Annotated in this window: 24 protein-coding genes and 2 tRNA genes; 13 read left to right on the top strand and 13 right to left on the bottom strand. The window is 44.7% G+C overall.

The window, feature by feature from the left end:
* Positions 1 to 157: 157 nt before the first annotated feature.
* Complete coding sequence (locus R8N28_RS19660) at positions 158 to 754, bottom strand: DUF2057 domain-containing protein (RefSeq protein ID WP_065274244.1); 597 nt, start codon at positions 752 to 754, stop codon at positions 158 to 160.
* A gap of 123 nt (positions 755 to 877) precedes the next feature.
* Complete coding sequence (gene chiP, locus R8N28_RS19665; RefSeq protein ID WP_005382007.1) at positions 878 to 1,999, bottom strand: chitoporin; 1,122 nt, start codon at positions 1,997 to 1,999, stop codon at positions 878 to 880.
* A 478-nt stretch (positions 2,000 to 2,477) separates the two neighbouring features.
* Between chiP and R8N28_RS19670 the strand changes: the two genes are divergently transcribed.
* Both R8N28_RS19670 and R8N28_RS19675 read left to right on the top strand, forming a co-directional pair.
* The gene (locus R8N28_RS19670) at positions 2,478 to 5,174 is read left to right on the top strand and encodes a heavy metal translocating P-type ATPase (protein WP_042522772.1); all 2,697 of its coding nucleotides are present in this window, start codon (positions 2,478 to 2,480) and stop codon (positions 5,172 to 5,174) included.
* A 21-nt stretch (positions 5,175 to 5,195) separates the two neighbouring features.
* A complete protein-coding gene (locus R8N28_RS19675; protein ID WP_005382005.1) occupies positions 5,196 to 5,645 on the top strand; it encodes a DUF411 domain-containing protein in 450 nt (149 codons plus the stop codon).
* A gap of 65 nt (positions 5,646 to 5,710) precedes the next feature.
* Here R8N28_RS19675 and R8N28_RS19680 read toward each other — a convergent pair whose 3' ends face one another.
* Positions 5,711 to 6,403: an oligogalacturonate-specific porin KdgM family protein gene (locus R8N28_RS19680; protein ID WP_005382004.1), complete on the bottom strand. Its 693-nt coding sequence runs from the start codon at positions 6,401 to 6,403 to the stop codon at positions 5,711 to 5,713.
* A gap of 438 nt (positions 6,404 to 6,841) precedes the next feature.
* A complete protein-coding gene (locus R8N28_RS19685) occupies positions 6,842 to 9,493 on the bottom strand; it encodes a beta-N-acetylhexosaminidase (RefSeq protein ID WP_065274243.1) in 2,652 nt (883 codons plus the stop codon).
* Positions 9,494 to 9,987: 494 nt separating this feature from the next.
* On the opposite strand from R8N28_RS19685, the gene R8N28_RS19690 reads away from it, so the two are divergent.
* A complete protein-coding gene (locus R8N28_RS19690) occupies positions 9,988 to 10,860 on the top strand; it encodes a TraB/GumN family protein (RefSeq protein ID WP_005382001.1) in 873 nt (290 codons plus the stop codon).
* A 151-nt stretch (positions 10,861 to 11,011) separates the two neighbouring features.
* The gene (locus R8N28_RS19695) at positions 11,012 to 11,395 is read left to right on the top strand and encodes a hypothetical protein (protein ID WP_005384085.1); all 384 of its coding nucleotides are present in this window, start codon (positions 11,012 to 11,014) and stop codon (positions 11,393 to 11,395) included.
* Between the two features lie 186 nt (positions 11,396 to 11,581).
* Here R8N28_RS19695 and R8N28_RS19700 read toward each other — a convergent pair.
* Positions 11,582 to 11,658 (bottom strand) — tRNA-Pro (locus tag R8N28_RS19700).
* Between the two features lie 259 nt (positions 11,659 to 11,917).
* Here R8N28_RS19700 and R8N28_RS19705 point away from each other — a divergent pair.
* From R8N28_RS19705 to rluF, 3 genes are all read left to right on the top strand, one after another.
* A complete protein-coding gene (locus tag R8N28_RS19705; RefSeq protein ID WP_005382236.1) occupies positions 11,918 to 12,058 on the top strand; it encodes a DUF3149 domain-containing protein in 141 nt (46 codons plus the stop codon).
* A gap of 132 nt (positions 12,059 to 12,190) precedes the next feature.
* Positions 12,191 to 12,772: a DNA endonuclease SmrA gene (gene smrA / locus R8N28_RS19710; protein WP_005382233.1), complete on the top strand. Its 582-nt coding sequence runs from the start codon at positions 12,191 to 12,193 to the stop codon at positions 12,770 to 12,772.
* A 94-nt stretch (positions 12,773 to 12,866) separates the two neighbouring features.
* Entirely contained in the window at positions 12,867 to 14,024 is a 1,158-nt protein-coding gene (gene rluF / locus R8N28_RS19715; RefSeq protein WP_262635447.1) for a 23S rRNA pseudouridine(2604) synthase RluF, read from the top strand.
* A gap of 64 nt (positions 14,025 to 14,088) precedes the next feature.
* On the opposite strand, the gene ybaK is transcribed toward rluF, so the two are convergent.
* From ybaK to hemA, 8 genes are all read right to left on the bottom strand, one after another.
* On the bottom strand, positions 14,089 to 14,562 hold the full coding sequence (gene ybaK / locus R8N28_RS19720) for a Cys-tRNA(Pro) deacylase (protein ID WP_005382231.1): 474 nt from the start codon (positions 14,560 to 14,562) through the stop codon (positions 14,089 to 14,091).
* A 102-nt stretch (positions 14,563 to 14,664) separates the two neighbouring features.
* Positions 14,665 to 16,347, bottom strand: a complete 1,683-nt coding sequence (gene ushA / locus R8N28_RS19725; RefSeq protein ID WP_005382230.1) for a bifunctional UDP-sugar hydrolase/5'-nucleotidase UshA — start codon at positions 16,345 to 16,347, stop codon at positions 14,665 to 14,667.
* A 220-nt stretch (positions 16,348 to 16,567) separates the two neighbouring features.
* Positions 16,568 to 17,419, bottom strand: coding sequence for a 3-deoxy-8-phosphooctulonate synthase (kdsA, locus tag R8N28_RS19730; RefSeq protein WP_005384095.1), 852 nt, complete (start codon positions 17,417 to 17,419; stop codon positions 16,568 to 16,570).
* Between the two features lie 53 nt (positions 17,420 to 17,472).
* Entirely contained in the window at positions 17,473 to 18,282 is an 810-nt protein-coding gene (locus R8N28_RS19735; RefSeq protein WP_042524122.1) for a SirB1 family protein, read from the bottom strand.
* Between the two features lie 5 nt (positions 18,283 to 18,287).
* Positions 18,288 to 18,671, bottom strand: a complete 384-nt coding sequence (locus R8N28_RS19740) for a SirB2 family protein (RefSeq protein ID WP_005382225.1) — start codon at positions 18,669 to 18,671, stop codon at positions 18,288 to 18,290.
* A 40-nt stretch (positions 18,672 to 18,711) separates the two neighbouring features.
* Positions 18,712 to 19,566: a peptide chain release factor N(5)-glutamine methyltransferase gene (gene prmC / locus R8N28_RS19745; RefSeq protein WP_042524123.1), complete on the bottom strand. Its 855-nt coding sequence runs from the start codon at positions 19,564 to 19,566 to the stop codon at positions 18,712 to 18,714.
* A gap of 3 nt (positions 19,567 to 19,569) precedes the next feature.
* On the bottom strand, positions 19,570 to 20,658 hold the full coding sequence (gene prfA, locus R8N28_RS19750; RefSeq protein WP_005382222.1) for a peptide chain release factor 1: 1,089 nt from the start codon (positions 20,656 to 20,658) through the stop codon (positions 19,570 to 19,572).
* A gap of 29 nt (positions 20,659 to 20,687) precedes the next feature.
* Positions 20,688 to 21,944, bottom strand: a complete 1,257-nt coding sequence (gene hemA, locus R8N28_RS19755; protein WP_005384104.1) for a glutamyl-tRNA reductase — start codon at positions 21,942 to 21,944, stop codon at positions 20,688 to 20,690.
* Between the two features lie 134 nt (positions 21,945 to 22,078).
* On the opposite strand from hemA, the gene lolB reads away from it, so the two are divergent.
* The 6 genes from lolB (at position 22,079) to R8N28_RS19785 (ending at position 26,760) form a co-directional block, all read left to right on the top strand.
* Positions 22,079 to 22,717, top strand: coding sequence for a lipoprotein insertase outer membrane protein LolB (gene lolB / locus R8N28_RS19760; RefSeq protein ID WP_017634843.1), 639 nt, complete (start codon positions 22,079 to 22,081; stop codon positions 22,715 to 22,717).
* Complete coding sequence (gene ispE, locus R8N28_RS19765; protein WP_042524125.1) at positions 22,714 to 23,586, top strand: 4-(cytidine 5'-diphospho)-2-C-methyl-D-erythritol kinase; 873 nt, start codon at positions 22,714 to 22,716, stop codon at positions 23,584 to 23,586. The genes lolB and ispE overlap by 4 nt, the downstream gene beginning before the upstream one ends.
* 27 nt (positions 23,587 to 23,613) lie before the next feature.
* The gene (locus R8N28_RS19770) at positions 23,614 to 24,558 is read left to right on the top strand and encodes a ribose-phosphate pyrophosphokinase (RefSeq protein WP_005393176.1); all 945 of its coding nucleotides are present in this window, start codon (positions 23,614 to 23,616) and stop codon (positions 24,556 to 24,558) included.
* A 151-nt stretch (positions 24,559 to 24,709) separates the two neighbouring features.
* Positions 24,710 to 25,300: an aminoacyl-tRNA hydrolase gene (gene pth / locus R8N28_RS19775; protein WP_042524127.1), complete on the top strand. Its 591-nt coding sequence runs from the start codon at positions 24,710 to 24,712 to the stop codon at positions 25,298 to 25,300.
* A gap of 10 nt (positions 25,301 to 25,310) precedes the next feature.
* Positions 25,311 to 26,402 carry a redox-regulated ATPase YchF gene (ychF, locus tag R8N28_RS19780; protein ID WP_005393178.1) on the top strand — a complete coding sequence of 364 codons (1,092 nt, stop codon included), beginning with the start codon at positions 25,311 to 25,313 and terminating at the stop codon, positions 26,400 to 26,402.
* Between the two features lie 284 nt (positions 26,403 to 26,686).
* Positions 26,687 to 26,760 (top strand) — tRNA-Met (locus R8N28_RS19785).
* Positions 26,761 to 26,762: the final 2 nt, after the last annotated feature.

Here is a 26,762-nt window from a genome sequence, read left to right on the forward strand (position 1 = left end):
GAGCAACGAGAGATCTCTCGTTGTAATGTCAAGGATAAAAGTGGCGACATTTTACCACCGTAAGTCAATTCTACAATCGGTTTGACAACAGAAATAAAAACAGGGCAGAACCAAAAAGGCACAGCCCTGCTATTTACTGTTAAAGCACGAGACGAAATTACTTCAGGTTACGCATTGCCCATTGCATAAATTCTTGCTGCTCTTCACGGCTCAATTCATTAAACGATGCTTTGATTGTTTTGGTTTCCGCTGGAGAAGACGCAATGCTTGCCTTAGTCGATTCTTTATTCATTGCGTTATTATAGTCGGCAACTTCTCGTTCATAATCACGAAAACCGTGCAAACCACCTTTACGAAGTTGAACCATAGAGAATGCCACTTCTTTTCCGTTTTTGTCTTTCAATACCACTTTAGGATCGAGTTCGAACGCTCTCGCCTCTTCAATAGTACGGAATGTTTGATAAGTCAGAGAAAGCTCGGTGTCTTTTTCTGCATCAAACTCTAATACCAGCGGCTGCGAATCGAATTTACGGCGCTTTCCATCTTCAAATACGATTTGTCCAACCGTTACCGCCAATTGGTTTTCCCCATCCTTTAACTCGATGCTGTTGTTCTTGGATATCCACTCAGGGTAGACGAACTCGCCGTTGAGAACGCGAGGAACTAATTCAGATTGCAGAGTGAGTTGAGCAGAAAAAGCTGGCGCCGAAAGCATTGCGCAAAGTCCGAGAAGTGTCGTTGTTTTTTTCATCATGGTTTCTCACTTTATACCAATTTAGATAAGCCTCTAAAATTTACAGGCCAGTCATTTCAAAGGCTTATTTGAATAAGTATCAAGATAAAAAGGGCGTTTCCGCCCTTTTAGCTGCTTCTTTAGTTAGAAGTAGTATTCAACACCTACAGAGAACTCGTCGTAGTCAGCAGACTTCCAACGTGCTTCTGTTGGTTTATCTAATTGAGACGCACCGTCGCCAAAGTCTAGAGTACGAGCACGTACGTACAGCACTGCCGATGGGTCTACGAAATACATAACTTGTGCAGATAACACATCGTCCGCTGTATCGTTAATTTTCTTACCATCACGCTCGAGATCAAAGTTAGCGGCGTAAGCCAGTTTGTATTGCCAATCACCCGTGGTGTACATGATAGCGGCAGACATTGCATCTTGCTTTTCACTCACACCATTGCTTGCGTCCGCTTCCATGTATTTGTATTGCGCAAAGAAAGAGATCCCGTTATCAAACCAGCCTTGTGCCCCTACCAAGTACGTGTTGTTTTCCCACGTTTGGCTTTCCATCTTGATATTACGGTTACCTTCATATGCCGCATCTAACTGGATAGGACCAATTTTGTAGTGTGCTGCGATACCACCCCAGTAGTCATCCCCTTCACCTAGACCTGCTTTATCACCTGCACCAGCTGCGATATCTAGGGAGAATTTGTCAGCAAACATTGGAGAGTCCCAGCGGATAGTGTTTGATTGACGGTCTTGGTACTTGGCGCCACCAATAGCACCACCCCAGTCGTATACATCGCCGAGGCCAGGGTTAGATGCTGGCCAGTCAACCAATTCGTACATAGGTGTCAAAACGCGACCCAGGCGAATTTGCCCCCAAGATGCACTTTCAAAACCGACGAATGTGTCACGTTCACCAAGACCTGCGCCCTCGCCACCAAAGCTAGGGTCTACATAACCGCCTTCGATTTGCCAAATAAAAGTAGGGTCGAAGTTAGCAAATTGTTTTTTACCACGGAAACCAATACGAGACTCGTTGTTTAGCTGCATGCCACCCAAATCATCGTCCGTTGCTTTGCTGCCAGAATCGTAATCGCGGTACGCGGCCTGCATCGCGATGATTCCGTAAACTTCATAAGAAAATGAATCTTTGGTTAGAAACTCTTTTGCTGCGTCACTGTTTGCACCATCAGCAAATGCAGCACCACTGAACATCATGCCGGTAATTGCCGTGGCAAGTAGGCTTTTCTTTAGGTAAGACATTATAAACCCCTATATTTTTAGTTTTTTCCATTTTCAAATTCACTAACTAGGACATGGCAGGAACTTGAAACAGTGTTTGGACGGGGCAAATATGACAAACTTTTTTCGCACTAAAAAACTTTCCCTACAGCAATCTGAGCGACTTCAAAATGAGAAGATCAAAAATAAAATAAATCAATAAAAAACAATTAGTTAAAATCAAATATAAAAAATAAAAAACGTTAAAAGTACGTTTTGACACTGAACTGACATTGAGAGCATCTAAAAAACGTGAGCGACTTCATTCATCTTTTAGGTGTTTTAACGGAACTTTATATTCAAAGAGAAAAAACCTTGAGATCACTCGCAAGTAAAATGACCGTGCACTTGTGGGATTCGAGAGATTTTGACGAAATTGTTGTGAGTAGCAAATGGGTATTGACCTTACCCTTGCAGGAAGGTTTAAGCTCATAGCATCACTACTATTGAGGTGCAGATTATGTATCAGTTAGTTATACCTTTATCAGGGCTCAACTGCATGGGCTGTGCGAGAAAAGTTGAGAATGCTTTACATGCGAATCACGATGTGGAGATCCTCAATTTGTCCCCGACGCAAGTAGAGGTCAAAACCGAGTCTTCTCTTAAAGAGCTCGTCTCGTCGATTGAATCTCTTGGTTACCAAGCAGGAAATCACTACGAACTAAACCTTTCAGGCTTAAGCTGTGGCGGTTGCGTCAAAAAACTTTCATCTTTATTAGAATCTAATCAAGACGTTATTTCTTTTGAGGCTTCAACAACGCACTTAGAGATTCGTACCCTCCTCTCCGAGCAACAAGTGATCGACTTAATAGCAACACTCGGCTATACCGCCAACCTTGATTCTGTTGAAGTAGAGAACGAAAGCTCACCAGAGACCGAACAGGTAGAACAGCAAAGCAATATTAAAGATACGCAGGTGCCACCAGCGAGTATTCAATTGCAAATGCTGATTCAAGGCATGACGTGTGCGAGTTGCGTATCTTCAGTAGAGAAAGCACTTACTAACGTGGAAGGTGTTGAGAAAGCACAGGTCAACCTTGCAGAACAAAGCGCACTAGTATTCGCAAGCCAAGACTCTGATGACCTCCTTAACGCAATTGTTGAATCGGTAAAACAAGCCGGTTACCAAGCAGAGATCCTACAAGACGCCGCAACCCAGCAAGAAAAGCAAGCACAGCAACAACGTCAGCAACAAAAACGCTTTAAACTGGATGCTATTGCTGGCCTTGTCGTCGGAGCCCCTTTAATGATTTGGGGCGTTGCTGGCGGCAATATGATGATTCGCAACACCAACGACCAATTAGCTTGGGGAGTGATCGGTATCGTATGTTTACTCCTTCTTGCCACAGCAGGGAAACACTTCTTCAGTAACGCTTGGTTAGCTGCTACTCACAAGCGCGCCACCATGGACACGTTAGTCGCGCTCGGTACTGGCGCAGCGTGGTTCTATTCGATGCTTGTGGTGATTTTCCCAGGCTGGTTCCCTCTTGCTTCACGCCACGTGTACTTTGAAGCGAGTGCAATGATCATCGGCTTAATTTCTCTTGGTCACTATATAGAAGCAAAAGCCAAAGCAAACACAACACGCTCATTGCAAGCTCTGATTAACCTGCAACCTCAGCAAGCTACGGTAATCACGGAACAAGGCGATCAACAAATAACGGTTGAGCAAATCACGCTAGGCATGAAACTGCGTATCAAACCAGGCGAGAAAGTGCCTGTTGATGGTGTTGTGATTCAAGGTGAATCATACATTGATGAGTCGATGCTCACTGGTGAACCAGTACCAGTGTTAAAAGCGCAAGAGGCTCAAGTGTCTGCTGGTACATTAAATACCGATGGTGGATTAGTCATTGAGGCAACGGGCATTGGCGCAAATACCATGCTGGCTCGTATCATCCGCATGGTGCGCACAGCGCAAAGCAGTAAGCCAGCCATCGCGAAACTGGCAGACCAGATTTCATCGGTGTTTGTCCCTGTCGTTGTTGGCATAGCAATACTGGCCGCGCTCGTTTGGTTTGCCGTTGGCCCAGAGCCAAAAGCGAGTTATATGCTGGTGGTCACCACAACCGTCCTGATCATCGCCTGCCCTTGCGCTCTAGGCTTAGCAACCCCGCTTTCTGTCACGGTGGGAGTGGGTAAAGCCGCAGAGCTCGGCATTCTGATCAAAGACGCCGACGCCCTGCAATTGGCAAGCAAAGTCGACACGGTTGTGTTCGACAAAACTGGCACGCTTACCCAAGGTAAACCTAGCGTTCAGAAAGTGTTTACTCACGCCACCAGCCAAGAAGATCTATTGGCTTTAGCGTATGCGGCAGAGCGTCAGTCTGAGCACCCACTGGCAAAAGCGGTATGTGATTACGCCAAACGACACGACGCAAAGGATGTCTCATTAGACAAGTTTGAGAACGTTCGCGGGCGCGGCATTTGGGCGACGTATCAAGATAAACCGCTACTCATTGGTTCGCTTCAATTTATGCAAGCAGAGAACGTCGAGACCAGCGCACTAAAACCTGCCATCGATGAATGCGCAAAAAATGCGTGGACTCCGGTAGCTGTGGCATTGAACGGCGAACTGATCGGTCTGATCGCCATTGCCGACCCGATCAAATCAGATGCGAAGCAAGCGCTCTCTGCATTAAAATCGCAAGGCATCAAAACGGTAATGCTGACGGGCGATAACCAACACGTTGCCAATGCTATCGGCCAAGAACTTGGTATTGATGAAGTGATTGCCCAAGTAATGCCAGATGAGAAAGCTCAGCACATTGAGCAACTTCAATCTCAAGGACATGTCGTGGCAATGGTGGGGGATGGCATTAACGACGCCCCTGCTCTCGCGTTATCCAACCTAGGTATTGCCATGGGTAGCGGCAGTGATGTCGCCATTGAAAGTTCGCAAATGACCATCCTGAACACGTCACCAATGGCGGTAGTACATGCGATTGAACTCTCTCGCGCTACACTTAAGAACATGAAGCAAAACCTATTTGGTGCCTTTGTTTACAACTCGTTGGGTATTCCAGTTGCCGCTGGTGTGCTTTACCCAGCGTTTGGATTTTTGCTCAGTCCTGTTGTCGCAGGAGCGGCAATGGCACTGTCTTCAATTACTGTCGTTAGTAATGCAAATCGACTACGACTGTTTTCAGTAAAATAACCACTTCTTTTTGAGGGTATTATGAAGTTGAAACTATTGACCTTTGCAATGCTTGCGACCGTGTCCGCCAACGTATTGGCAGCCGATGTCATTAACCATAAATCGCCATACTGTGGCTGTTGTGGAGAATGGACAAAACACATGGAAGAGAACGGCTTTACGGTCGAAGAAAAATTGCACGATGACATGAACGCCATCAAACGCGATCTAGGCATCAAGAATGAACAGCTTTACTCTTGCCACACGGCAGAGATCAACGGCTATCTGTTTGAAGGTCACATTCCAGCCGAAGACATTAAAGCGTTTTTGAAAAATCCACCACGTAACGCAAAAGGCCTATCAGTACCAGGCATGCCAATGGGCTCCCCTGGTATGGAATATGGCGACAAAAAAGACAGCTACACCGTTTACGCCTTTAACGAAAAAGGCCAAGTGTTCGAATATAGCCACCACGAAGGCAACGACCAATAAAAACAAAGCCCAGCGAGATAAACCGCTGGGCTTTTTCTTAATGGACAGTTAAGACAAATATAAAATTAGAAGCCGTAAGAGGCACCAAATACAAAAGCGTTATTCACTAGGCTGTCACCACTCGCGTTTTCTGCACCGTGTGCTTGACTACGGAACTCAAAGTAAGGTTGAACACCTTTACGAGTCCACGTTGCACGAAGCTCGTGGTCCATGGTTTCCGCTTCAATCATGTAGACGTTGTTGTAGCTTAGCGTCACATCCTCATTCATCACGTAACCGATGCGGTTGTCCATGCGGTAATCTGTATCCGCATCTGCGTCTGTCGCATCAATGTGCGCACGAGTACGGTTACTTAAGGAGATGCCGTTATCGAAGTTGTAACCGATCTTAACCAATGGACGGTACTGTACATTCTCGCCAGCAGAGAACAGGTGTTGGTAACCCGCGGCAACCCATAAATGATCGGTAATATTAAATGACTGCTCACCACCCACAGTGATTGCTGGTGTTGTGTTACCTGCGCCACCGTTTTCTGTTTCCAGTTTACCCAACTGAATACCATCAAATTCGGTGTAAACCGTAAAGCCGCCGAATTGGTTATCAAAAGTATGACCAGCTTCCAGTGTAGACGTAACGTCCGAACCATGAATTCGACCATCATCGTGGAATTGAACATTACCTGTTACGTAAGAAGAACCAGCAAAAGCGCTAGAAGCGAAAGCGAGAGAAAGAGCACTCAGTGCAAAAATGTTTTTCATAATTACTGCCTTTATTTATTCACGTTATGCGATAGTTTTAGAGGGCATCTCTTCCCTTTTATCGCAAACTTTGGAATGTGCCTCCTTGGCGTTCGCAATATTGTTTCAATTAATTCGCGATGGAAAATAAAACATTTTAAAAAGTGATCTTGTTCAAAACGAAGCTCAACAACCCTGATAAAAACATGGAAAATACAGGCACTTACCGTATTTTTATAAAATTATCAAAAAATAGAAGTGTGATCGTAAACAGATAATTTATTGATATTTATCAGATTAAGTCGATCCGGTTCACAATAACCTTGACCATTACAACCCAAAACTTATTTATCAATGAAAAATAATTAGACATCGATCACGCTTAATTTCCTAAAAAAATAAAGAAAGCCCCAACATGATGTTGAGGCTTTGCCAAAAAATTAACTTACAAGAATCGAGTTATTTCACGCTGGTCACTCGACTTGCTTTCTCACCGGTTGCTGACACAGAACGGATAAACACTTCACCTTTCACATTTGGACGAGCATTATCTACGTAAGTTAGCCAGTTCTTGCCGTCTAGAGAGTATTGAAGCTTCACACCCGGGAACTGAACGTTCATTGCCAGTTTACCCTCTTCAACTTTCGCGCCTGGTACAGGTAGGCGGTAGTCGATACCCGCTTTTTCTAGCTTAGCCAGTTCGCGTTGGCCAAGTACGTTCGCAAAGCGGTTGTAGTCTTGGTTTAGCGCAGCTTTGTTTACTAGGTTAGAGTTTTGCGAGTATTCAACACCCACTTTGTAGTCGTTTTCCCAATCAGCACGGTGCCATGCACGTTCAGCGGCTGCCAGTACGCGAGGGAATACCATGTACTCGTATTGCTCGTCGTTACGTACTGTCTCAGACCACAGCTGTGCTGATAGACCATAGAAAGGTTTCGCTTTGATTTCACCTTTACCAGTGAAGCCGTTACCATCGCGGTCTACAGAGGTTTCTGCGTTCTGAGGCATGTTCTCTGGTGCAAAACCAAACATCTTACGAGTATCTGTTGCACGCGTTGCCCAGTAGTAACCACGCTCTTTCGGGTCAACTTCGTACGGCATGTCCATGTATACGTAGTCTGGGTTAGAAACGATAACGTCGTAACCTTTCTTAGACCATTCGTACACTGATGATGTGCCACCCCAGTAAAGAACGTCCCAGAAGTTAACACGCGTGTTTTCTGTTGCGAACGCTTTCTCACCTTCACTGTACTTAAGGCCATCTTGCCAAGCTTGGAAGTTTGGGATGCCTTTCTCTGCCACCATCTTCGACACTTCTTCTGCAAAGTGGCTTGGTAGATGAGCAAAATCGCTTACCGTACCGTCTGCAATTAACGTCTGACATTGTGGTGACTGTGCGAATGGCTTGTCTTGCTTAGACAAATCAATGTTACCCTTCCAGCTTACTTTGTCTTCTGCGTTGATGTCTTGCAGACCAGCGCCTAGCTTGATGTTCTTCGCTTCGTCACCACCAAAGTGCCATGTTGTTAGCGGCGTGCCCGCTTCTTGGTGCATTGCTGCTACTTCTGAAATCACTTTATCAACAAAGCGAGTTGAAGATTCCATACATGGGTTGATGAAGCTTTGCTTGTTGTAGAACTGAACCGTCGTTACGTTCGATGTATCTTGAGGATCCATCAGGCGGTACTCGTTCGCTTCTGCTTCTTTACCTTCTTCCATTAGACGGTCGTAACGTGCTTCCATTGATACCACTGCTGCACGAGCGTGTGCTGGCATATCGATTTCAGGAATCACTTCGATGTTACGTGCTTTCGCGTACTTCAAGATGTCCACGTAGTCTGCTTTGCTGAAGAAGCCAGAACCAAAGTTGTCTGTCGTTGCACCTGAGCCAAGCTGAGGCAGTAAACAGCTTTTCTCTTCCAAATCGAAACAACGGTTAGCACCCACTTCAGTCAGCTCAGGCAGACCCGGGATTTCTAAACGCCAGCCTTCATCATCCGTTAGGTGAAGGTGTAGTTTGTTCATCTTGTACGCGGCCATTTGGTCAAGCGTTGCAAGAATCGCGTCTTTAGAGTGGAAGTTACGAGCCACGTCCACCATCACACCACGGTAATCAAAACGCGGCGCATCTTTAATAGACAGTTGTGGTAGAGAATCAGCATTTTGGCTATCTACCAGGCCAAAGATAGATTGTACTGCGTAGAAAGCACCTGCTTGGTCAAACGCTTTAATCGCAATACCGTCGCCTTTGATGCTCATTTCGTAAGCACCAGATTTTGCCAATTCACCGGTGAAGTCTGCAGGAACAACAGTGATGCTTACAGGAAGATCACCACGAACATCCACACCTACCACTTCTGCACGACCTTGAATTGCTGCATATTGAGCCGCATCGAATGCGTCTTTAGGCAGTGCAATACCCGCCGCGATATCTACCGTACCTTTACCTGCTTCAACAGACATTGGCGTTGGTAGTAACGTGGTTGATACGTCTTGTTTTGCTAGATCTTCGTTCTTCTCGAAACGAGACACAGCGCTCGCAAATACGTTGTTGTCATCTGGCGTACGTTTTAGGTTGTTACCCTCAAGGCCAGTCACGAAAGATGCAACGTCTTCTGTGTTAAGAGAAGCGATCATCTTAGGCTCTGCATTTGGTGCAGCAACGAAAGCGCCTGGCATGAAGTCAGTTTCAAATAGCTGCCAGTATTCAGCAACAAGAGGAAGCACAACCTCTTCACCCGCAGCAAAACCATCAAACTTATCTGTTGGTTCTAGTTTGTGTAGATCACCCGTTACGCGAGAGATTTTAAACTGTTCGTTTTCAACATCCAGAATCAGACGAATGCTATGGAAGTAAATAGCCCAATCTTTTGAGTCAACCGCTTCACCTTGGTTAACCAGCGTCATGTTTACCTTGTTACAAGACGCCCACTCAGCCCCTAAGTCCTGACAAGCAAGACCTTCGTTTGCACCGTGGTTAGTCAACACTTGGTATTGAATATCAAGATTATTAGCCAACGAATTTACAACTTGTTGTTCAGAGCTTTGCAGCGCAGAGCAACCTGCTAATGTAGTGATAACAGAAACAGCAATCAGACTAGGTTTAAACATCTTACTTCCCCAAAAAAGTCAGTGGTTCAAAACGACAATGATAAAAATCTCGGCCCCTCAAATGCGAGGTATCTAACCGTTACATTCAACATACAACCTGTTATTTCTAAGCGTAAAATAAATAGAAATAGGAAGTGATCCAGCTCAAAAAATGACACTCAGCAAAAACAATAAAAATCTAATTTTCATGGAGTTACAATACACGTCAAAATCGAACAACTTGTTTTGACGAGTTTGCTGCGATCTAGGTCACTTATATTCATGAGTTACGACTGATTTTGTAAGATTTGGATCACGCCTAATTATTTTGTGAACCATTAGTAAGCGAATTACCTATTTACCTTTCGTGAAGTGACTCTCATTTATTCGTCGTCAAAACTCGTCAATATTTTTAGAAATGACGATTTTGTCGAATACCCCACTGGAGAAATTGCACTTAACCTCACGCTATTTTGCGTATAAAGTTTAAAGGTATCTTATCTGAGGACCATTCTATGTTTCGTCTCTTGACGCTCATATCATCTCTACTTGTTACTTTGACTCCTTTTTCCTCTTATGCAGAGCCACAGCATTGGTTAGCGAAAAAAGGGGAAACCGAACTTATGATTATTGGCTCGGTACATGTGGGGGATAAAACGATGTACCCACTCCCTAGAACGGTCATCCAGCATTTAAGCCAAAGCGCAGGGTTGATTATTGAAGCAGACGTCAGGAATTCTGAAGGCTTGGTTTACCCACAAACAACCATTCTTTCTAAAGATGTTTTAGACAGAGCTCAACGTCGCCACTTAATTGAAATTGCCCAAGATTTAGGTTTGCCAGAAACTCAACTCCTAAATTCCCCACCTTGGATGGCAGCATTCACCATCCAACTCGCTTTAGTCAACAAACTGGGGTATGTCTCTGATAAAGGGGTCGACATGCACTTAATAGGACTCGCTGATAAAAAGCAAATCCCGGTCATTCCACTGGAGTCCGTGCAATTCCAAATCGATTTAATCGCAGGTCAATCAGAAGGCGGTAAAGAGATACTTCTCTCATCAATTGAAGAATATGATGGCGGAGAAGAGTTGGTTCAATGCTTGATAGAGAGTTGGAAGAGTGGTGATGGTAGCATGTTGGTCGAAGCCTCTTTGACCGATCATACAACAGAAGAGTTTAACCAAGCCTTTTTATACGAGCGTAATCGAGATTGGGCTAAAAAACTCGACACTGGCAGTGTTCTACCTCAGCAATCGGGTCGTTACACCGTTGTTGTTGGTGGCTTGCATTTAGTAGGTAAAGATAACCTGATTGAACTGCTTAAAAATCGGGGATTTAACATCAAACCACTGGGTAAGACGCGCCAAGCAAATTGTGATATCTAGTGATTGTTTGAAAAATGCCATTTAAATACAATTATTTAAATACAACCATTTAAAATTCATTCAAACTTTCTTATAAAACGCCGTTAAGCTAAGTGGATACAAAACAACTCATATGAAATTTAAATATTTATTCCTATACACGATTGGAATTATGCTCACTTCTTCGCTGTCTTATGCTAAACCGCCATGCAACGTAGAAGCTTTTCAAGCTATTGATATAACTCCGGAAGTAAAAGGCGGTGTTTTAGATAAAGAGAGTGGTCAATTTCTTATTACCGAAAAACCAATGATGCGTTGCGCGAACATCACGTTTTCAACAGCCCACACTCGAAATCGCGTTGCACATATGATGAACCAAGGCTTTGAAGCGGTTTACTATGATGGAAATACAAGCAAATCTCACTCAGTAACGTTTGATGAAGACGATTTAAAAGCGGGTTACGTCAAGATTGGTCCAAATCACCCAAAGACCGCTTATGTCTGCTTCACTACTTCTGAAACTCCTATCAATACTATCTCGTGTGACATCAAGTAATAAATTTACTCACTCTAAAAAATGAAAAGGCCCTACATTTCTGTAGAGCCTTCCTCTCAATACGTGTCGGTGAAGTGCCATATTCGAACATCAGGCGAACCCCAATTTGATTCGATACTATTGAAGTCTAAAATTACTAGCGCTAAAAACGACGAAAGCCTGCTCATTGAGCAGGCTTTCTAAAAGTGGTCGGTGAAGAGGGATTCGAACCCCCGACCCTCTGGTCCCAAACCAGATGCGCTACCAAGCTGCGCTATTCACCGAGATGTTTAACTGAGGAATTGTCCCCGTCAACGAATGCGTATATTACGGATTCTGAACTGTGGCGCAAGTGCTTTTTACAAAAAAACCTTAGGTCTTAATTCGTTTGATGAATAACTGAACACTAGCACGTAAAATGTGACTGATAACTCACAACAAAATACAGTTTATTAACCTTAGCAACATAATTGATCCAGATCAGTGTGCAACAAGACACCGCCATTTAGTTTATTCCTGTCGGGAACATCTTGGAGGAAACGTATGGACTTTTGGCTTGATCTCCTATTTGGTAATGCAGTGGGTCTATCGTCAATGATAGTAATTTTTGGGGCAATTGGTCTGATGTTATTTTACGGCGGTTTCTTCATATACAAGATCATGAACGACAAATCTCCTCACTAGATCTCGCTTAGCTCTAGAAACGCTTTGCACCGGAGTCGGTTACTTGCCTACTCCGGTTTTTTATTTGATCTCAATGCACCACTCATTGATATAATCCTATTATTCTTCCCTGTTCTTAATGAGATTACTGCTATGTCTCACGACGACGATTTTGATCTATTTCAACAGATGATGGGCGATGTAAAGCCAATCACTCAAGACACCACCGAACACAAAAAAGTACACCAAGTAACAGAAGCACAGCTCGCAAAACGAGAAGCAGCAATCTGGTTAACGGAAGATGACCCAGAATACCTATCACTTGATCACGCTGAAATGCTCAAGCCAGAGGACTTTGTTGAGTTCAAACGTGATGGTGTACAGGACGGGGTTTACCGCAAACTTCGCCTTGGTAAGTATCCAATCCAAGCTCGCTTGGATTTGCACCGTAAAACATTGAAAGAAGCACGTGATGAAGTCGTGACGTTTTTAAAGCAATGCCTATCAATGGACATTAGAACGGTCGTTATCGTCCATGGTCGAGGAGAACGCTCAAATCCACCTGCAATGATGAAAAGCTTTGTTAGCAGTTGGCTACGACAAATAAAGGAAGTCCAATGCGTCCATAGTGCGCAACGCTTTCACGGTGGAACTGGAGCCGTTTACGTCCTACTTAGAAAAAGTGCGGAAAAGAAATTAGAAACCCGCGAACGTCACCAAAAACGGTTAGGCTAAATTTCACCCTAATGCTAGAATGCCCGCCCTTATTCTTCCTTCCCCTTAAAGGAAGGGAGCTTCATTCGCCGTTGTGAAACGTTAGGAGACAAAAATGTCACAAGACAACGCTAAACGATTAAATAAATTCATCAGTGAAACGGGGTTTTGCTCACGCCGTGAAGCAGACAGACTGATTGAGCAAGGCCGTGTCACCATTAATGGCAACAAAACTGAAATGGGGACAAAAGTGCTACCTGGTGATGATGTTTGTGTGGATGGTAAGCCAGTGGCAGCAAAAGAGAAGCCGATTTACATCGCTCTCAATAAACCAACAGGCATCACCTGTACAACTGAGAGAGACGTCCCTGGAAACATCGTTGATTTCATCGGCCACCAAAAACGTATCTTTCCGATCGGCCGCTTAGACAAACCCTCTGATGGTCTGATCTTTTTGACCAACGATGGCGACATCGTGAACAAAATCCTTCGCGCAGGCAACAGCCACGAAAAAGAGTACGTCGTACGCGTGGACAAGCCAATTACAGGCGAGTTTCTCAAACAGATGTCGAGTGGCGTTAAGATTCTCGACACAGTCACCCTACCTTGTAAGGTAACGAAAGAAACTAAATTCTCTTTCCGTATTGTGCTCACTCAAGGACTTAACCGTCAGATCCGTCGCATGTGTGAAGCGCTGGGCTATGAAGTATTCAAGCTGCGTCGCGTACGCATCATGAATATCTCTCTTGATGGTATTCCCAATGGGAAATGGCGTTATCTAAGTGACGAAGAAGTGGCAGAGATCCTAGCAATGTGTGAAGGCTCGGTAGGTACAGAAGAAGCATCAAAAACAGACTCTAGAGGTCGCAACATTCGTAAAGCGACCGACGCGAAGCTGTTTGATAGCCGTGAAGAAAACCAAGATTCTACTGCTCGTCGTAACCAGAAGACACGAACTTTCCGCGGTAACAATGCTGATGAATTCCGTCATGCACCAAACTCGAAAAAAGGTCAACAAAAGCGTCGTCAGCGTGATGATGAAGGCGGACGTCCAGCTAAAGAACATTACAAAGCGAAACCACAAGGTGAACGCAGCAGACCGCAAGGCGAGCATGGTAAATCACACCGTAAACCAGATGCATCAAGCAATACGCATTCAGTAAACAAGCCTCAATCACCGAGTAAGCCCAAGCAGCATTACATGAACCCAAATGCCGCGAAACCAAGTAAACCAGCTAAACGCACTGGTGGTACATTGAGTCTGAAGAAGTAACGCTTCACTGACAGGCAAGATCAAAAAAGGACGCTCATGAGCGTCCTTTTTATTTGTCATGAGTTTACAAACAAAGAGGTGCAAACTGACCGCGAGTTAAGCTCAGCAAATCTCTCGGGGCTAACTCAATTTCTAAACCACGTTTACCAGCACTCACACAGATTGTGTCTTGCTCTGCTGCGCTTTCGTGCAAAAAAGTAGGTAAGGCTTTCTTCTGCCCTAGTGGGCTAATTCCACCAACGACATAACCTGTGGTCTTTTGGGCGATTTCCGGATCAGCCATATCGGCCTTTTTGCCCTTCGCTGCTTTCGCCGCCAGTTTTAGGTTCAGCTTTTGATCAACAGGGATAATCGCAACCGCAAGGTTCTTTGGCTCCCCGTTCAAGCAGAACAGCAAGGTTTTAAATACTGTTTTCGGATCCTGCCCCAGTACTTCAGCAGCCTCCAAGCCATAACTATCGGCTCTAGGGTCATGCTCATACTGATGAATCGTGTGTGGAATTTTTTTCTTTTTCGCAAGATTAATGGCCGGAGTCATCAAGATTCTCCTCATAAAAACAAAAAGCGCAGATTGAATTGGATCTGCGCTTTTAGTTAATGATATCAGCGAGTTTGAGTCAATCGCTTTTTATCTGTTGGGTTACTGATCAATCGCCGTATCAACTAAATACGTGATTTCACCTGAAGGGGCATACTCATTAACATCAATAGGGCTATGTGTTTCTAAATAATCCTTCAAAACCTCAGCATCGGTAAAACCTGTATTTACATACCCTGGATGATCGTCGATTTTAGGGTAACCATCTCCACCAGCAGCATTATAGCTTGGTACGGTAAAGCGGTAATTACCATCTAAGCGAAGTTGCTTATTACCAATGAACACATTGGTTACCTCACCATTATTGATACTCATCGCAATGCCGGCAAACTGCGCGTAAGCTCCAGAGTCGACAGGTTTAGTTGCAACGACATTTAGGTAATCCAATACTTCTTTGCCCGTCATATCAACGTAAGAGACCATATTGCCAAATGGCTGAACAGTCAGCACATCTTTGTAGGTAATCTCACCTGCTGCAATCGAATCGCGAACGCCGCCAGAATTCATTACGGCGAAATCTGCTTTCGCACGTTCCATGTGAGCCGTTGCAATTAATCGACCTAAGTTTGTTTGCTGGTAACGAACCACATTGCGGTCACCCTCAAGCTTACCGTTAGATTCTGCAATCTTCACGTTTAGTTTGCCCTGACCTTTTTCTTGATAAGGACGAAGAAACTCAAGCATCATTTCGTCTTGTTTAATCTCATCTTGGATCAAGACTCGTTGCGACTGACCATCAACTTTAACTTTCTTTTTCAAGTTTACAGGGATTAGATCGTAGCTCACCATCGAGAGTTCGCCATTACGAAACTCGTAATCGGCGCGTCCCACATATTTCCCCCACTCATGTGCCTGAACAATAAAGGTACCATTTTGTTTATCGGGCTGACATTCATCACCTGGTTTAAAGTTCTTTTTGATAACGTTTGGACCTTCCATGCACACAGGTTCTTGTGAGTGTCCTCCAACGATCATGTCGAGATCGCCGTCATTCAAATAACGAGCTAACGCCACATCGCCAGGAGCATTGATGCCTCTATTACCATTTTCATAGTGTCCCATATGCGTGACAGCAAAAATCAGATCTGGATACTCTGTTTCTTTCAGTTCTGCAATCAGCTTCTTGGCTTCTTCTTTTGGGTCACGGAAGTCAATTTGTTCAATGAATTCAGGGTTGCCAAGTTTCGCTGTGTCTTCGGTTGTAAGGCCAATGACCGCAATTTTAATGCCCTGCTTTTTAAACATCGCATATGGTTGGAATAAACGCTTGCCAGTATTTTTATCGTAAATATTGGCAGACAACATCGGAAAGTTTGCCCACTCTTGCTGCTTGAATAGCACGTCCAATGGATTATCAAACTCATGATTACCTAGAGCCATCGCATCGTAACCAATTTTGCTCATGCCTTTAAAATCCGGCTCGGCATCTTGTAAATCAGACTCAGGTACTCCTGTGTTGATGTCACCACCAGAAAGCAGTAACACGCTGCCCCCCTCAGCCTGTATTTCTTCGCGCAAATCATCGATTAACGTTTTACGCGCCGCCATGCCATATTCACCGTATCGATTTTGCCAAAAGCGACCATGATGATCGTTAGTGTGCAACACGGTCAATTTATAGGTTGTATCGGCATTCCATTCTGGTGCAGGTTGCGTAGCACACCCAGCTAACGAGGCCAAGATAGCGGCACTCAAAACAGTTTTGATCATCAGACGCTGATTCATTTATTTACCTTTTTCTTATTGGGATTACTGAAGCACATTTTAAGCATTCGATCTATTTGAAAACCACGTGCACCCTAACACATTGATTTAATAATTATGATGCATTGTTTAGCAATAACAAATTCATCAGTAACAAGTTTGAGAATTCACGGCTTTTCAGATAAAAAAATAGCCAACACTCGGTTGGCTATAGTATTTGTTACCACCAGTCATCTGGCGTTTACTTGATATCTATATCTGCAAAGCTCTTGATCAGATCATCAAGCGATTTCATTTGTGCTAAGAATGGCTCTAACTTGTCTAGAGGCAGTGCAGATGGGCCATCACAACGCGCTTGGTCTGGGTTTGGGTGCGCTTCGATAAATAGACCTGCGATGCCTGTCGCTAGACCCGCTTTTGCAAGCTCAACCGTCTGCTCACGACGGCCGCCAGATGCTGCGCCTGATGGGTCACGCATTTGTAGTGAGTGCGTTACGTCAAAGATGATTGGGCTACCTTTCGAAGCATTTTTCATCACACCAAAACCAAGCATGTCTACAACTAGGTTATCGTAACCGTGGCAAGAACCGCGCTCACATAGGATGATCTTGTCGTTACCGCACTCTGCGAACTTCTCAACGATGTTTCCCACTTGACCAGGGCTCATAAATTGAGGTTTCTTCACGTTGATAACCGCACCTGTTTTGGCCATAGCTTCAACAAGGTCAGTTTGGCGAGCTAGGAATGCAGGAAGCTGAATAACGTCTACCACGTCAGCGACAGGTTGAGCTTGCGCTTCAGTGTGAACGTCCGTGATGATCTTTACACCAAAAGTGTCTTTCAGCTCCTGAAAGATTTTCATACCTTCTTCCAGACCTGGACCGCGGTATGAATGAACAGAACTGCGGTTTGCTTTGTCAAACGACGCCTTAAATACGTAAGGAATACCAAGTTTTTCCGTTACTTTTACGTAGTGCTCACAGATCTGCATCGCAAGATCACGAGACTCAAGAACGTTCATACCTGCAAATAGGGTGAATGGCTTGTCGTTAGCAACCTGAATGTCGCCGATATTAACGATTTTCTGTTCCATTTTGATTCTCTTTTTCTGTCCACGATACGCCACAGTTCGGCACATCGATAAAATTAGTGAAGTGTGACGTGCGTTTCACTCATCACATTAACTTGTGATTTTAGTAGCTCGGAAGCCGGATCGTCAGGGCATTGGTCAATAAAGTACTGAAAATCTGATACCGCTACTTGAGGGCACTCTAGCTGTTGGAAAATAAAACCACGGTCACGAATTTCGTATGGGTCATCTGGCACAAACGTTAGAGCAAGATTTGTACAACGTAATGCCAGCGTATAATGCTCTTCACGCAACATCGCACTTTTAATCAATGCCAACCAGCGACCAATAATTGTTGGGTTGTCAGCTTCCTCAAAATGTTCAGCCTTTAGCTGAGCTAGCGGTCCTTCCTGGCCAATAAGCCAAGCTTGAAGAATCCTTTCACCTACATACTCACCATTAAATGGGTTGATGTAGTCTGGCTTCTTATGCATCCAGTCGACTTTTAACAGGAACTGAGTAGGGAAAGTAACTCCCTTCAACGGGAACCCCAGCTTTTTGCCTAGGTATAACAAAATCGAACCTAAGCTCACAGGAATACCTTTTCTGCGCTCCAACACTTTATCGATGAAGCTGTTGTCCGAAATAAAGTATTCCTGCTCGTCGCCTTTGAATCCCCACTCGTGGAAAAACAGTCGTAGGAATGCATCAAATCGTTGCTCTTCATCGGTTTCATGAACAAGCGTGGCTTCTGCATCTTTGTAAAGACGCTCTAACTCTTGTTTCGCCCAATGTACTTTGGTTTCTGGGTTAATCGCTTTGTTTAGCTCAAGCGCACCTTCCACCAACGGTATATTGTCAAAATCTTCGTCAAAAAACTCTAACATGACGTCTATCCAAATAACGTAGGGCTCTTAGACACAGCAATGTTTGCAGCCATGACCAACCAACCTAATGCGCCGAAAAAGCCAAATATCTTCAGTAGGTTGTTTTTCGCAAGTTTCAATGAGAAGAATCCAAGCGCAATGTACGCCAGTACGCAGGTGATTTTGTTTGTTAACCACGGTGCGGCATCGGTAAACGGGATGAAACCAGTAATGAAAATAAGCGCGATACCTGACACTAGCAATGCAGTATCAACGATGTGGGGAAACACTTTCAAAAAGCGATTATTTCGCTTCGGTGAGTTCATCATCATTAACACGAATCGGATCGATAGTAGCGTCGCGCTGAGAGCGATCGTCACTAAGTGTATGTGTTTTAGAGCTACGTACATTTTTCTTCTCTTTTTAGTTAGTGTTTGCTGACTTCCATGATTAACTGGCCAGACAACCAAGTGTTACTCGATCGTTACCGCCATAATCTTTTTCCGTAGCGACCTGTTGGTAACCAAAGCCACGCATTATCTCACGCACCGCCTCACCTTGATCATAACCATGCTCAAATGCCAGCCAACCGCCCACTTCAAGATACTGACGAGCAAGATCCGAGATATGACGAATATCAGCTAAGCCATTCTCTTTAGCAACTAATGCAGATTTTGGCTCAAAGCGCACATCACCTTGGGATAAATGTGGATCTTTTTCATCAATATATGGCGGGTTGGAGACAATTAAAGCAAACTTCGTACCTTCTGTAATAGGCTCAAACCAACTGCCTTGAGCAAAGGTCACATTTTTGATGTTTAGCTGCTCAGCATTGTACTCTGCAAGTGCTTTCGCTTCTTGTTTGAGATCTACGCCCATTACTTGACGTTTTGGCATTTCAGATGCGAGTGCGATAGCAATTGCCCCCGTCCCCGTTCCAAGATCTAAAATAGGCCCAGTCTGCTCGTAGGTCTTATCGAGTGCAACTTCGACCAAACGTTCTGTATCCGGTCTTGGGATCAAGGTAGAGGGAGAAACTTTGAACGGTAAAGACCAAAACTCTCGCTCACCAATAATATAAGCGACGGGTTCACCAGTTAAACGTCGTTCAAGTAGAGCGTCGAATTTTGCTTGTTGCTCTGCTTCTAATGCTTTTTCTGGCCAGGTCAGTAGATAAGTTCGTGGTTTGCCAAGGACATGGCAAAGGAGTACAGCTGCATCGAGAGAAGGCGACTCTTTGCCGCCTTCTGCCAGTTTCGCCGTCGCACTTTTCAGTGCTTGCTCAATCGATTGAACTTGGCTCATCGATTAGCCGTTCTCTGCGAGCGCCGCAAGTTGGTCTGCTTGGTGCTCTTGAATCACAGGATCAATCAAGCTCTGCAGGTCACCTTCCATCACTTCGTTCAAACGATAGATGGTTAGGTTGATACGGTGATCAGACACACGACCTTGTGGGTAGTTGTATGTACGAATACGGTCACTACGGTCACCAGAACCTAGAAGGTTACGACGTGTATCAGACACTTCTGCGGCACGACGCTCTTCTTCCGCTTGAACGATACGAGCAGCAAGAACAGCCATTGCTTTCGCTTTGTTCTTGTGCTGTGAACGCTCATCCTGACACTCTACTACCGTACCCGTTGGTAAGTGGGTAATACGAATTGCAGAATCCGTGGTGTTAACGTGCTGACCACCCGCGCCAGATGCACGGAACGTATCGATTTTCAGGTCTGCTGCTTTGATTTCAGGCAGATCCGCTTCAGGGATTTCCGCCATTACTGCTACTGTACAAGCAGAAGTATGCACACGGCCTTGAGATTCAGTTGCAGGAACACGCTGTACACGGTGACCGCCTGACTCAAATTTCAACACGCCGTATGCACCGTCGCCGCTCACTTTTGCGATCATCTCTTTGTAACCACCGTGCTCAGCCTCGTTTGAAGACATGACTTCGATGCGCCAGCCACGCTTTTCTGCGTACTTGCTGTACATACGGAATAGATCACCCGCGAAGATACCCGCTTCGTCGCCACCCGCACCTGCACGAATTTCTAGGAAACAGTTACGATCATCGTTCGGATCTTTTGGCAGAAGAAGAATCTGTAACTCATCAGTAAGACGCTCAATCGTCGCTTTCGCTTCTTTGATTTCTTCTTGCGCCATTTCACGCATTTCTTCGTCGTCTTCGTTTGCCATCTCTTCAGCGGCGACAAGATCTTCTTGTGCTTGTTGATAAGCTTGGAAGCACTTGGTTACTTCTTCTAGCTGAGAGTACTCTCTTGATAGAGCACGGAATTTGTCCTGATTTCCAATTACATCAGGATCACCAAGAAGATGTTGAACTTCTTCGTAACGTTCTACTAGCGTTTCTAGCTTAGTCAGAATAGAGGCTTTCATAGTGTCGTTTTCTTAATAAAAAGCGTGAGTTATAGATCATCCAAGCCAAGTGTTTGGCGGATAATCGTTAATTTTGCTGGTTCGCCTTGCTCTGCTGCACTTTGCAATGCGCGAGTTGGAGCGTGAATCAGTTTGTTGGTGAGTTTATTACTCAGCTCGCGCAGCACTTTCTCCGGATCTGCGCCTGCCGCTAAAGATTGCAAACTTTTGCTCAGTAACTCTTCACGAATTTCGTTGGCTGATTTGCGATAGTCGCGAATACTATCGACGGCTTGCAGTGAACGCAACCATGTCATAAATGCAGCGCTTTCTTCACTAACAATCGCTTCAGCTTGAATCGCTTCGACTTTACGCTGCTCAATGTTGCTGTCGATGATAGATTGCAAGTCATCAACAGAATACAGATATGCGTCGTTCAGTTCACCGACTTCCGACTCTACATCTCGCGGCACCGCAATATCGACCAACAAGATAGGTTGATGCCGGCGCTGCTTTAGAGCCGTTTCGACCATACCTTTGCCAATAATAGGCAATGGGCTCGCCGTTGAGCTAATCACAATATCCGCTTTCGCCAAATGTTCAGGAATTTCGTTCAAACTGATCACTTCTGCGCCAAATTGGTCCGCTAAGCCTTGCGCGCGCTCTTTAGTGCGGTTCGCGACAATCATTTTTGTGCAACCGTTGGACGCTAAATGCTTCGCGACCAATTCAATCGTCTCACCCGCACCAACCAAAAGCACGGTTGAATCTGATAACGACTCAAAAATATGTTTTGCCAGTGTACATGCCGCATAAGCCACGGACACGGCATTACCACCAATATCTGTCTCTGTTCTTACCCGTTTGGCGACTGAGAACGTCTTTTGAAACAGTTTATCAATCGAGGCATCGACGGCTTGATGATCTCGCGAGTCAGAAAATGCTTGCTTTACCTGCCCCAAAATTTGAGGCTCACCCAACACCAGAGAGTCAAGACCGCACGATACGCGCATCAAATGCTTTATTGCTGCTTGCTCTTCATGAACATACAAACTCGGCATTAAATCTTCGCGGCTCACTTGATGAAATTGAGCAAGCCAATCGATCAACTTGTTTCGCGCTCCTTGCTTAACATCGCAGTACAACTCAGTTCGGTTACAGGTTGAAACAATCACACTGCCGTTAACTGCTTCGTGCTCTCTAAGTTGCTCGAGTGCAGGGCCGAGTTTATCCGGACCAAACGCCACCTTCTCTCGCAAGTCGACAGACGCTGTATTGTGATTAATTCCAATAGCAAGCAAGGACATCTAACGTGGTATCTCTGGGATAGGTTATAAAATAGGTCCAGAATTTTACTGTAAGCACGCATTTATTGAAAGGGTAAGCCGGATTTGTTTTCCTAAGTGCGACTTTTCAATGCTATAGTTGTGAGCGATTCCCGATGAAACTGATTAATAAGCCATCAAACATGACGTTACGCTCCTTTATTCTTTTTTTCTTGTCGAGCTTACTGCTCGCTGGTTGTTCGTCCGTTCCTGAAAGTGTTACCAGCGTTGAATGGCAAGCTCATGAGCAGCGACTCGAAACCATCCAAGATTTTCAAGCAACGGGGAAACTTGGTTATATTGGCCCAGACCAAAGACAAAATTTAAACTTCTACTGGAAACATTCTTCAGCACTAAGCCAGTTGCGTTTAACAACGATTCTCGGACAAACGGCATTAAAGCTCACCATCACCCCACAAGGCGCCACAGTAGAAACTTACGACGATCAGGTCCTTTCTTCTCGCAGTGCTAACCAGCTGATTTACCGTCTTACAGGGTTGATGATGCCCGTCGATCACATGCCTGACTGGCTATTAGGTCTACCGACCGATGCCGACAAATTCCAACTGTCTCCAACCAATACACTGCAAGCGTTAAACAAACAAATTGGTTTAAATGATTGGAGCATTGCATATCAACGATATGGCGACGTTCAATGGCATGAACAGTCTCTCCCTCTGCCAAATAAGCTGAAACTCACCACAGCTGATGTCAAAATAAATCTAGTGATCACAAAATGGAACATCACCCAATGATTGAACTTTCAACACGCTGGCCATCACCAGCGAAATTGAATCTCTTTCTATATATCAACGGCCGTACAGAGAATGGCTACCACGAGTTACAAACGTTATTCCAATTCGTCGATCACGGCGATGAGCTCACCATTCAAGCGAACCATTCTGGTGATATTACGATTTCTCCAGACATAGAAGGTGTGCCCCTTCAAGACAATTTAATTTGGAAAGCAGCAACCGCGCTTCAAGCTTACTCAAACTGCCCTTTTGGCGCGCATATTGAGCTACAGAAAGTGCTGCCTATGGGTGGAGGCATTGGTGGGGGCTCATCGAATGCTGCTACAGCATTAGTGGCACTGAATTACTTATGGCAACTGAATCTAACTGACGACGAACTGGCTGAAATAGGTTTAAAACTAGGCGCAGACGTGCCCGTATTTGTGCGCGGATTTGCAGCTTTTGCTGAAGGTGTTGGTGAAAAACTCTCTCCTGCTTATCCCGAAGAAAAGTGGTATTTAGTCGTCAGACCGAATGTATCTATCGCAACCGTCGACGTTTTTTGTCATCCAGATCTAACGCGAAACACCCCAAAACGAGATCTAGAAACACTTTTAAATACGCCAAGCGTAAACGATTGCGAAAAAATTGTACGAATGCTCTACCCAGAGGTTGATAAGCAACTTTCTTGGCTGCTACAATACGCGCCGTCAAGATTGACGGGGACAGGATCTTGCGTTTTTGCTGAATTTTCGAGCAAATCTGAAGCAGAAACTATCCTTGCACAACTCTCTGATAAAGTCTCGGCATTTGTCGCTCAAGGGCGCAATATTTCGCCATTAAAAGAGACTTTGGCTGAATACCAATCAGCCTCACACCGACCTATTTAAACTGGACGCAAACCCGAGGTTTCCACCGTGCCTGATATGAAGCTATTTGCTGGTAACGCAACACCTGAACTAGCCCAACGTATTGCTGATCGTCTTTACATCTCTCTTGGTGATGCATCTGTTTCTCGCTTTTCTGATGGCGAAGTTGCAGTTCAAATCAATGAGAATGTTCGTGGTAGCGATGTTTTCATCATTCAATCCACTTGTGCACCGACTAACGACAACCTAATGGAATTGGTTGTTATGATTGATGCAATGCGCCGTGCTTCAGCAGGCCGTATCACTGCAGTTATCCCTTACTTCGGCTACGCTCGCCAAGACCGTCGTGTACGTTCTGCGCGTGTGCCAATTACTGCAAAAGTTGTTGCTGATTTCCTATCTAACGTTGGTGTTGACCGCGTTCTAACTATCGACCTACACGCAGAGCAAATTCAAGGCTTCTTCGATGTACCTGTAGACAACATCTTCGGCACGCCAGTGCTACTTGAAGATATGCAGGCTCGCGGTCTAGATAACCCTGTAGTGGTATCTCCTGACCTAGGTGGCGTTGTTCGTGCTCGTGCAACAGCAAAAGCACTAGGCGACATCGACATCGCAATCGTAGATAAGCGTCGTCCACGTGCAAACGTTTCTGAAGTAATGAACCTAATCGGTGATGTTGAAGGTCGTGACTGTGTGATCGTTGATGACATGATCGACACAGGTGGCACACTATGTAAAGCAGCTGAAGCACTAAAAGAGCGCGGTGCTAAGCGTGTATTCGCTTACGCTACTCACGCAGTATTCTCAGGCAACGCTGCGGATAACATCAAGAACTCAGTTCTTGACCAAGTTATCGTAACTGACTCTATCTCTCTGTCTAAAGAGATGGCTGCAACAGGTAAAGTGACAACACTAAGCCTATCTCGCATGCTGGCTGAAGCGATTCGTCGTATCAGCAACGAAGAGTCAATCTCTGCAATGTTCAACTAATACGAACATTTCAGTTAAACTGATTTCAAAAGCACCCCTCTTTGGGGTGTTTTTTTATTTGTATCGATAGGCAGAAAATCCCTTGGTCGCCCACTGCGAGAATTCTGTGCTATCATACTGCGCTTTTTGAGATTCCAGAGAGATCCTAACCTTGACTCAACCAATCAAACTTCTTGTTGGTCTTGCTAATCCGGGACCAGAATACGCCAGAACTCGTCACAATGCGGGCGCTTGGGTTGTAGAAGAATTAGCACGCGTTCACAACGTTACACTGAAGAACGAACCAAAGTTTTTTGGTCTAACAGGACGCATTATGGTCAATGGCCAGGATCTCCGTTTGCTTATCCCAACCACCTTCATGAATCTATCAGGTAAATCGATCGCTGCGCTTGCGAAATTTTATCAAATTAAACCTGAAGAGATCATGGTTGCTCATGACGAGCTAGACTTACCGCCAGGTGTCGCTAAGTTTAAAAAAGGTGGGGGTCACGGTGGACACAACGGTCTGCGTGACACCATTAGCAAACTGGGCAATAACAAAGATTTTTATCGTCTTCGTATTGGCATTGGTCATCCGGGACACAAAGATAAAGTGGCGGGTTTTGTATTAGGTAAAGCGCCAGCTAAAGAGCAAGAGCTTTTAGATGCAGCAGCTGATGAGGCTGTTCGTTGTCTAGATATCCTGATTAAGGATGGCCTATCTAAAGCACAAAATCGCCTCCACACGTTCAAAGCTGAATAAGGTTACTATCATGGGTTTTAAATGTGGCATCGTTGGTCTACCTAACGTAGGTAAATCAACTCTGTTCAACGCACTAACTAAAGCGGGTATCGAAGCAGCAAACTTCCCGTTCTGTACCATTGAACCAAACACTGGTGTGGTTCCTGTGCCAGATCTACGTCTAGACGCACTAGCTAAGATCGTTAACCCACAGAGAGTTCTTCCAACGACGATGGAGTTCGTGGACATCGCTGGTCTTGTTGCTGGTGCATCACGTGGTGAAGGTTTAGGTAACAAATTCCTAGCTAACATCCGTGAAACAGACGCGATTGGCCACGTTGTACGTTGTTTTGAAAACGAAAACATTGTTCATGTTTCAGGTAAAGTTTCACCTATCGAAGATATCGAAGTGATCAACCTCGAACTTGCAATGGCTGACCTAGATTCTTGTGAGCGAGCGATTCAACGTAACGCGAAGAAGGCAAAAGGCGGCGATAAAGACGCAAAATTTGAACTAACCGTACTAGAAAAACTGTTACCAGTACTAACTGAAGGCGGCATGGCACGCACAGTTGAGCTATCTAAAGAAGAGTTAGCAGCAATCGGCTATCTAAACTTCCTAACACTGAAGCCAACTATGTACATTGCAAACGTAAACGAAGATGGCTTCGAAAATAATCCATATCTAGATGCGGTTCGTGAGTTCGCAGAAAAAGAAAACAATGTCGTTGTACCTGTATGTGCAGCTATCGAATCTGAACTATCTGAACTAGAAGATGAAGATCGCGAAGAATTCCTAGCAGATATGGGGATCGAAGAGCCAGGTCTGAACCGTGTAATTCGCTCTGGTTACGAACTACTGACTCTACACACCTACTTCACAGCAGGTGTTAAAGAAGTACGTGCTTGGACAATCCCTGTTGGTGCAACTGCGCCTCAGGCGGCAGGTAAGATCCACACTGACTTCGAGAAAGGCTTTATTCGTGCAGAAGTAGTCGGTTACGACGATTTCATCCAATTCAATGGTGAAAATGGCGCAAAAGACGCAGGTAAATGGCGTCTAGAAGGTAAAGACTACATCGTAAAAGATGGTGATGTTGTACACTTCCGCTTCAATGTTTAATTAAATGAATGAATTCTAAACACTTCATTTACACTAAAAGCCAGCTGTTAAGCTGGCTTTTTTAATACCTTAAGTAAATGAACAAAAATAAATTACGCAACTACAAGCTAATTTATTTCCAGTTTTAGATCATAAACACGCCTCTTTGTTTAAAAAGGAAGCGAACGAGGTTTTTTCCGAAATTTATTAAAAAAAACTGTTGACGGATCTCACTCAACTTCGCATAATGCGCGCCGTTCCCAACGACAAGGCAACAAAGCGTTGAGAACAAAAAATATGGTTTTGGCTACGTAGCTCAGCTGGTTAGAGCACATCACTCATAATGATGGGGTCACAGGTTCGAATCCCGTCGTAGCCACC

The organism is Vibrio sp. Vb1554 (assembly GCF_033344235.1).

Bases quoted from the DNA above. Each gene is read 5' to 3' on its own strand.
- R8N28_RS19660 (WP_065274244.1), bottom strand. From the start codon at position 754: ATGATGAAAAAAACAACGACACTTCTCGGACTTTGCGCAATGCTTTCG.
- chiP (WP_005382007.1), bottom strand. From the start codon at position 1,999: ATGTCTTACCTAAAGAAAAGCCTACTTGCCACGGCAATTACCGGCATG.
- R8N28_RS19670 (WP_042522772.1), top strand. From the start codon at position 2,478: ATGTATCAGTTAGTTATACCTTTATCAGGGCTCAACTGCATGGGCTGT.
- R8N28_RS19675 (WP_005382005.1), top strand. From the start codon at position 5,196: ATGAAGTTGAAACTATTGACCTTTGCAATGCTTGCGACCGTGTCCGCC.
- R8N28_RS19680 (WP_005382004.1), bottom strand. From the start codon at position 6,403: ATGAAAAACATTTTTGCACTGAGTGCTCTTTCTCTCGCTTTCGCTTCT.
- R8N28_RS19685 (WP_065274243.1), bottom strand. From the start codon at position 9,493: ATGTTTAAACCTAGTCTGATTGCTGTTTCTGTTATCACTACATTAGCA.
- R8N28_RS19690 (WP_005382001.1), top strand. From the start codon at position 9,988: ATGTTTCGTCTCTTGACGCTCATATCATCTCTACTTGTTACTTTGACT.
- R8N28_RS19695 (WP_005384085.1), top strand. From the start codon at position 11,012: ATGCTCACTTCTTCGCTGTCTTATGCTAAACCGCCATGCAACGTAGAA.
- R8N28_RS19705 (WP_005382236.1), top strand. From the start codon at position 11,918: ATGGACTTTTGGCTTGATCTCCTATTTGGTAATGCAGTGGGTCTATCG.
- smrA (WP_005382233.1), top strand. From the start codon at position 12,191: ATGTCTCACGACGACGATTTTGATCTATTTCAACAGATGATGGGCGAT.
- rluF (WP_262635447.1), top strand. From the start codon at position 12,867: ATGTCACAAGACAACGCTAAACGATTAAATAAATTCATCAGTGAAACG.
- ybaK (WP_005382231.1), bottom strand. From the start codon at position 14,562: ATGACTCCGGCCATTAATCTTGCGAAAAAGAAAAAAATTCCACACACG.
- ushA (WP_005382230.1), bottom strand. From the start codon at position 16,347: ATGAATCAGCGTCTGATGATCAAAACTGTTTTGAGTGCCGCTATCTTG.
- kdsA (WP_005384095.1), bottom strand. From the start codon at position 17,419: ATGGAACAGAAAATCGTTAATATCGGCGACATTCAGGTTGCTAACGAC.
- R8N28_RS19735 (WP_042524122.1), bottom strand. From the start codon at position 18,282: ATGTTAGAGTTTTTTGACGAAGATTTTGACAATATACCGTTGGTGGAA.
- R8N28_RS19740 (WP_005382225.1), bottom strand. From the start codon at position 18,671: ATGTACGTAGCTCTAAAACACATACACTTAGTGACGATCGCTCTCAGC.
- prmC (WP_042524123.1), bottom strand. From the start codon at position 19,566: ATGAGCCAAGTTCAATCGATTGAGCAAGCACTGAAAAGTGCGACGGCG.
- prfA (WP_005382222.1), bottom strand. From the start codon at position 20,658: ATGAAAGCCTCTATTCTGACTAAGCTAGAAACGCTAGTAGAACGTTAC.
- hemA (WP_005384104.1), bottom strand. From the start codon at position 21,944: ATGTCCTTGCTTGCTATTGGAATTAATCACAATACAGCGTCTGTCGAC.
- lolB (WP_017634843.1), top strand. From the start codon at position 22,079: ATGAAACTGATTAATAAGCCATCAAACATGACGTTACGCTCCTTTATT.
- ispE (WP_042524125.1), top strand. From the start codon at position 22,714: ATGATTGAACTTTCAACACGCTGGCCATCACCAGCGAAATTGAATCTC.
- ychF (WP_005393178.1), top strand. From the start codon at position 25,311: ATGGGTTTTAAATGTGGCATCGTTGGTCTACCTAACGTAGGTAAATCA.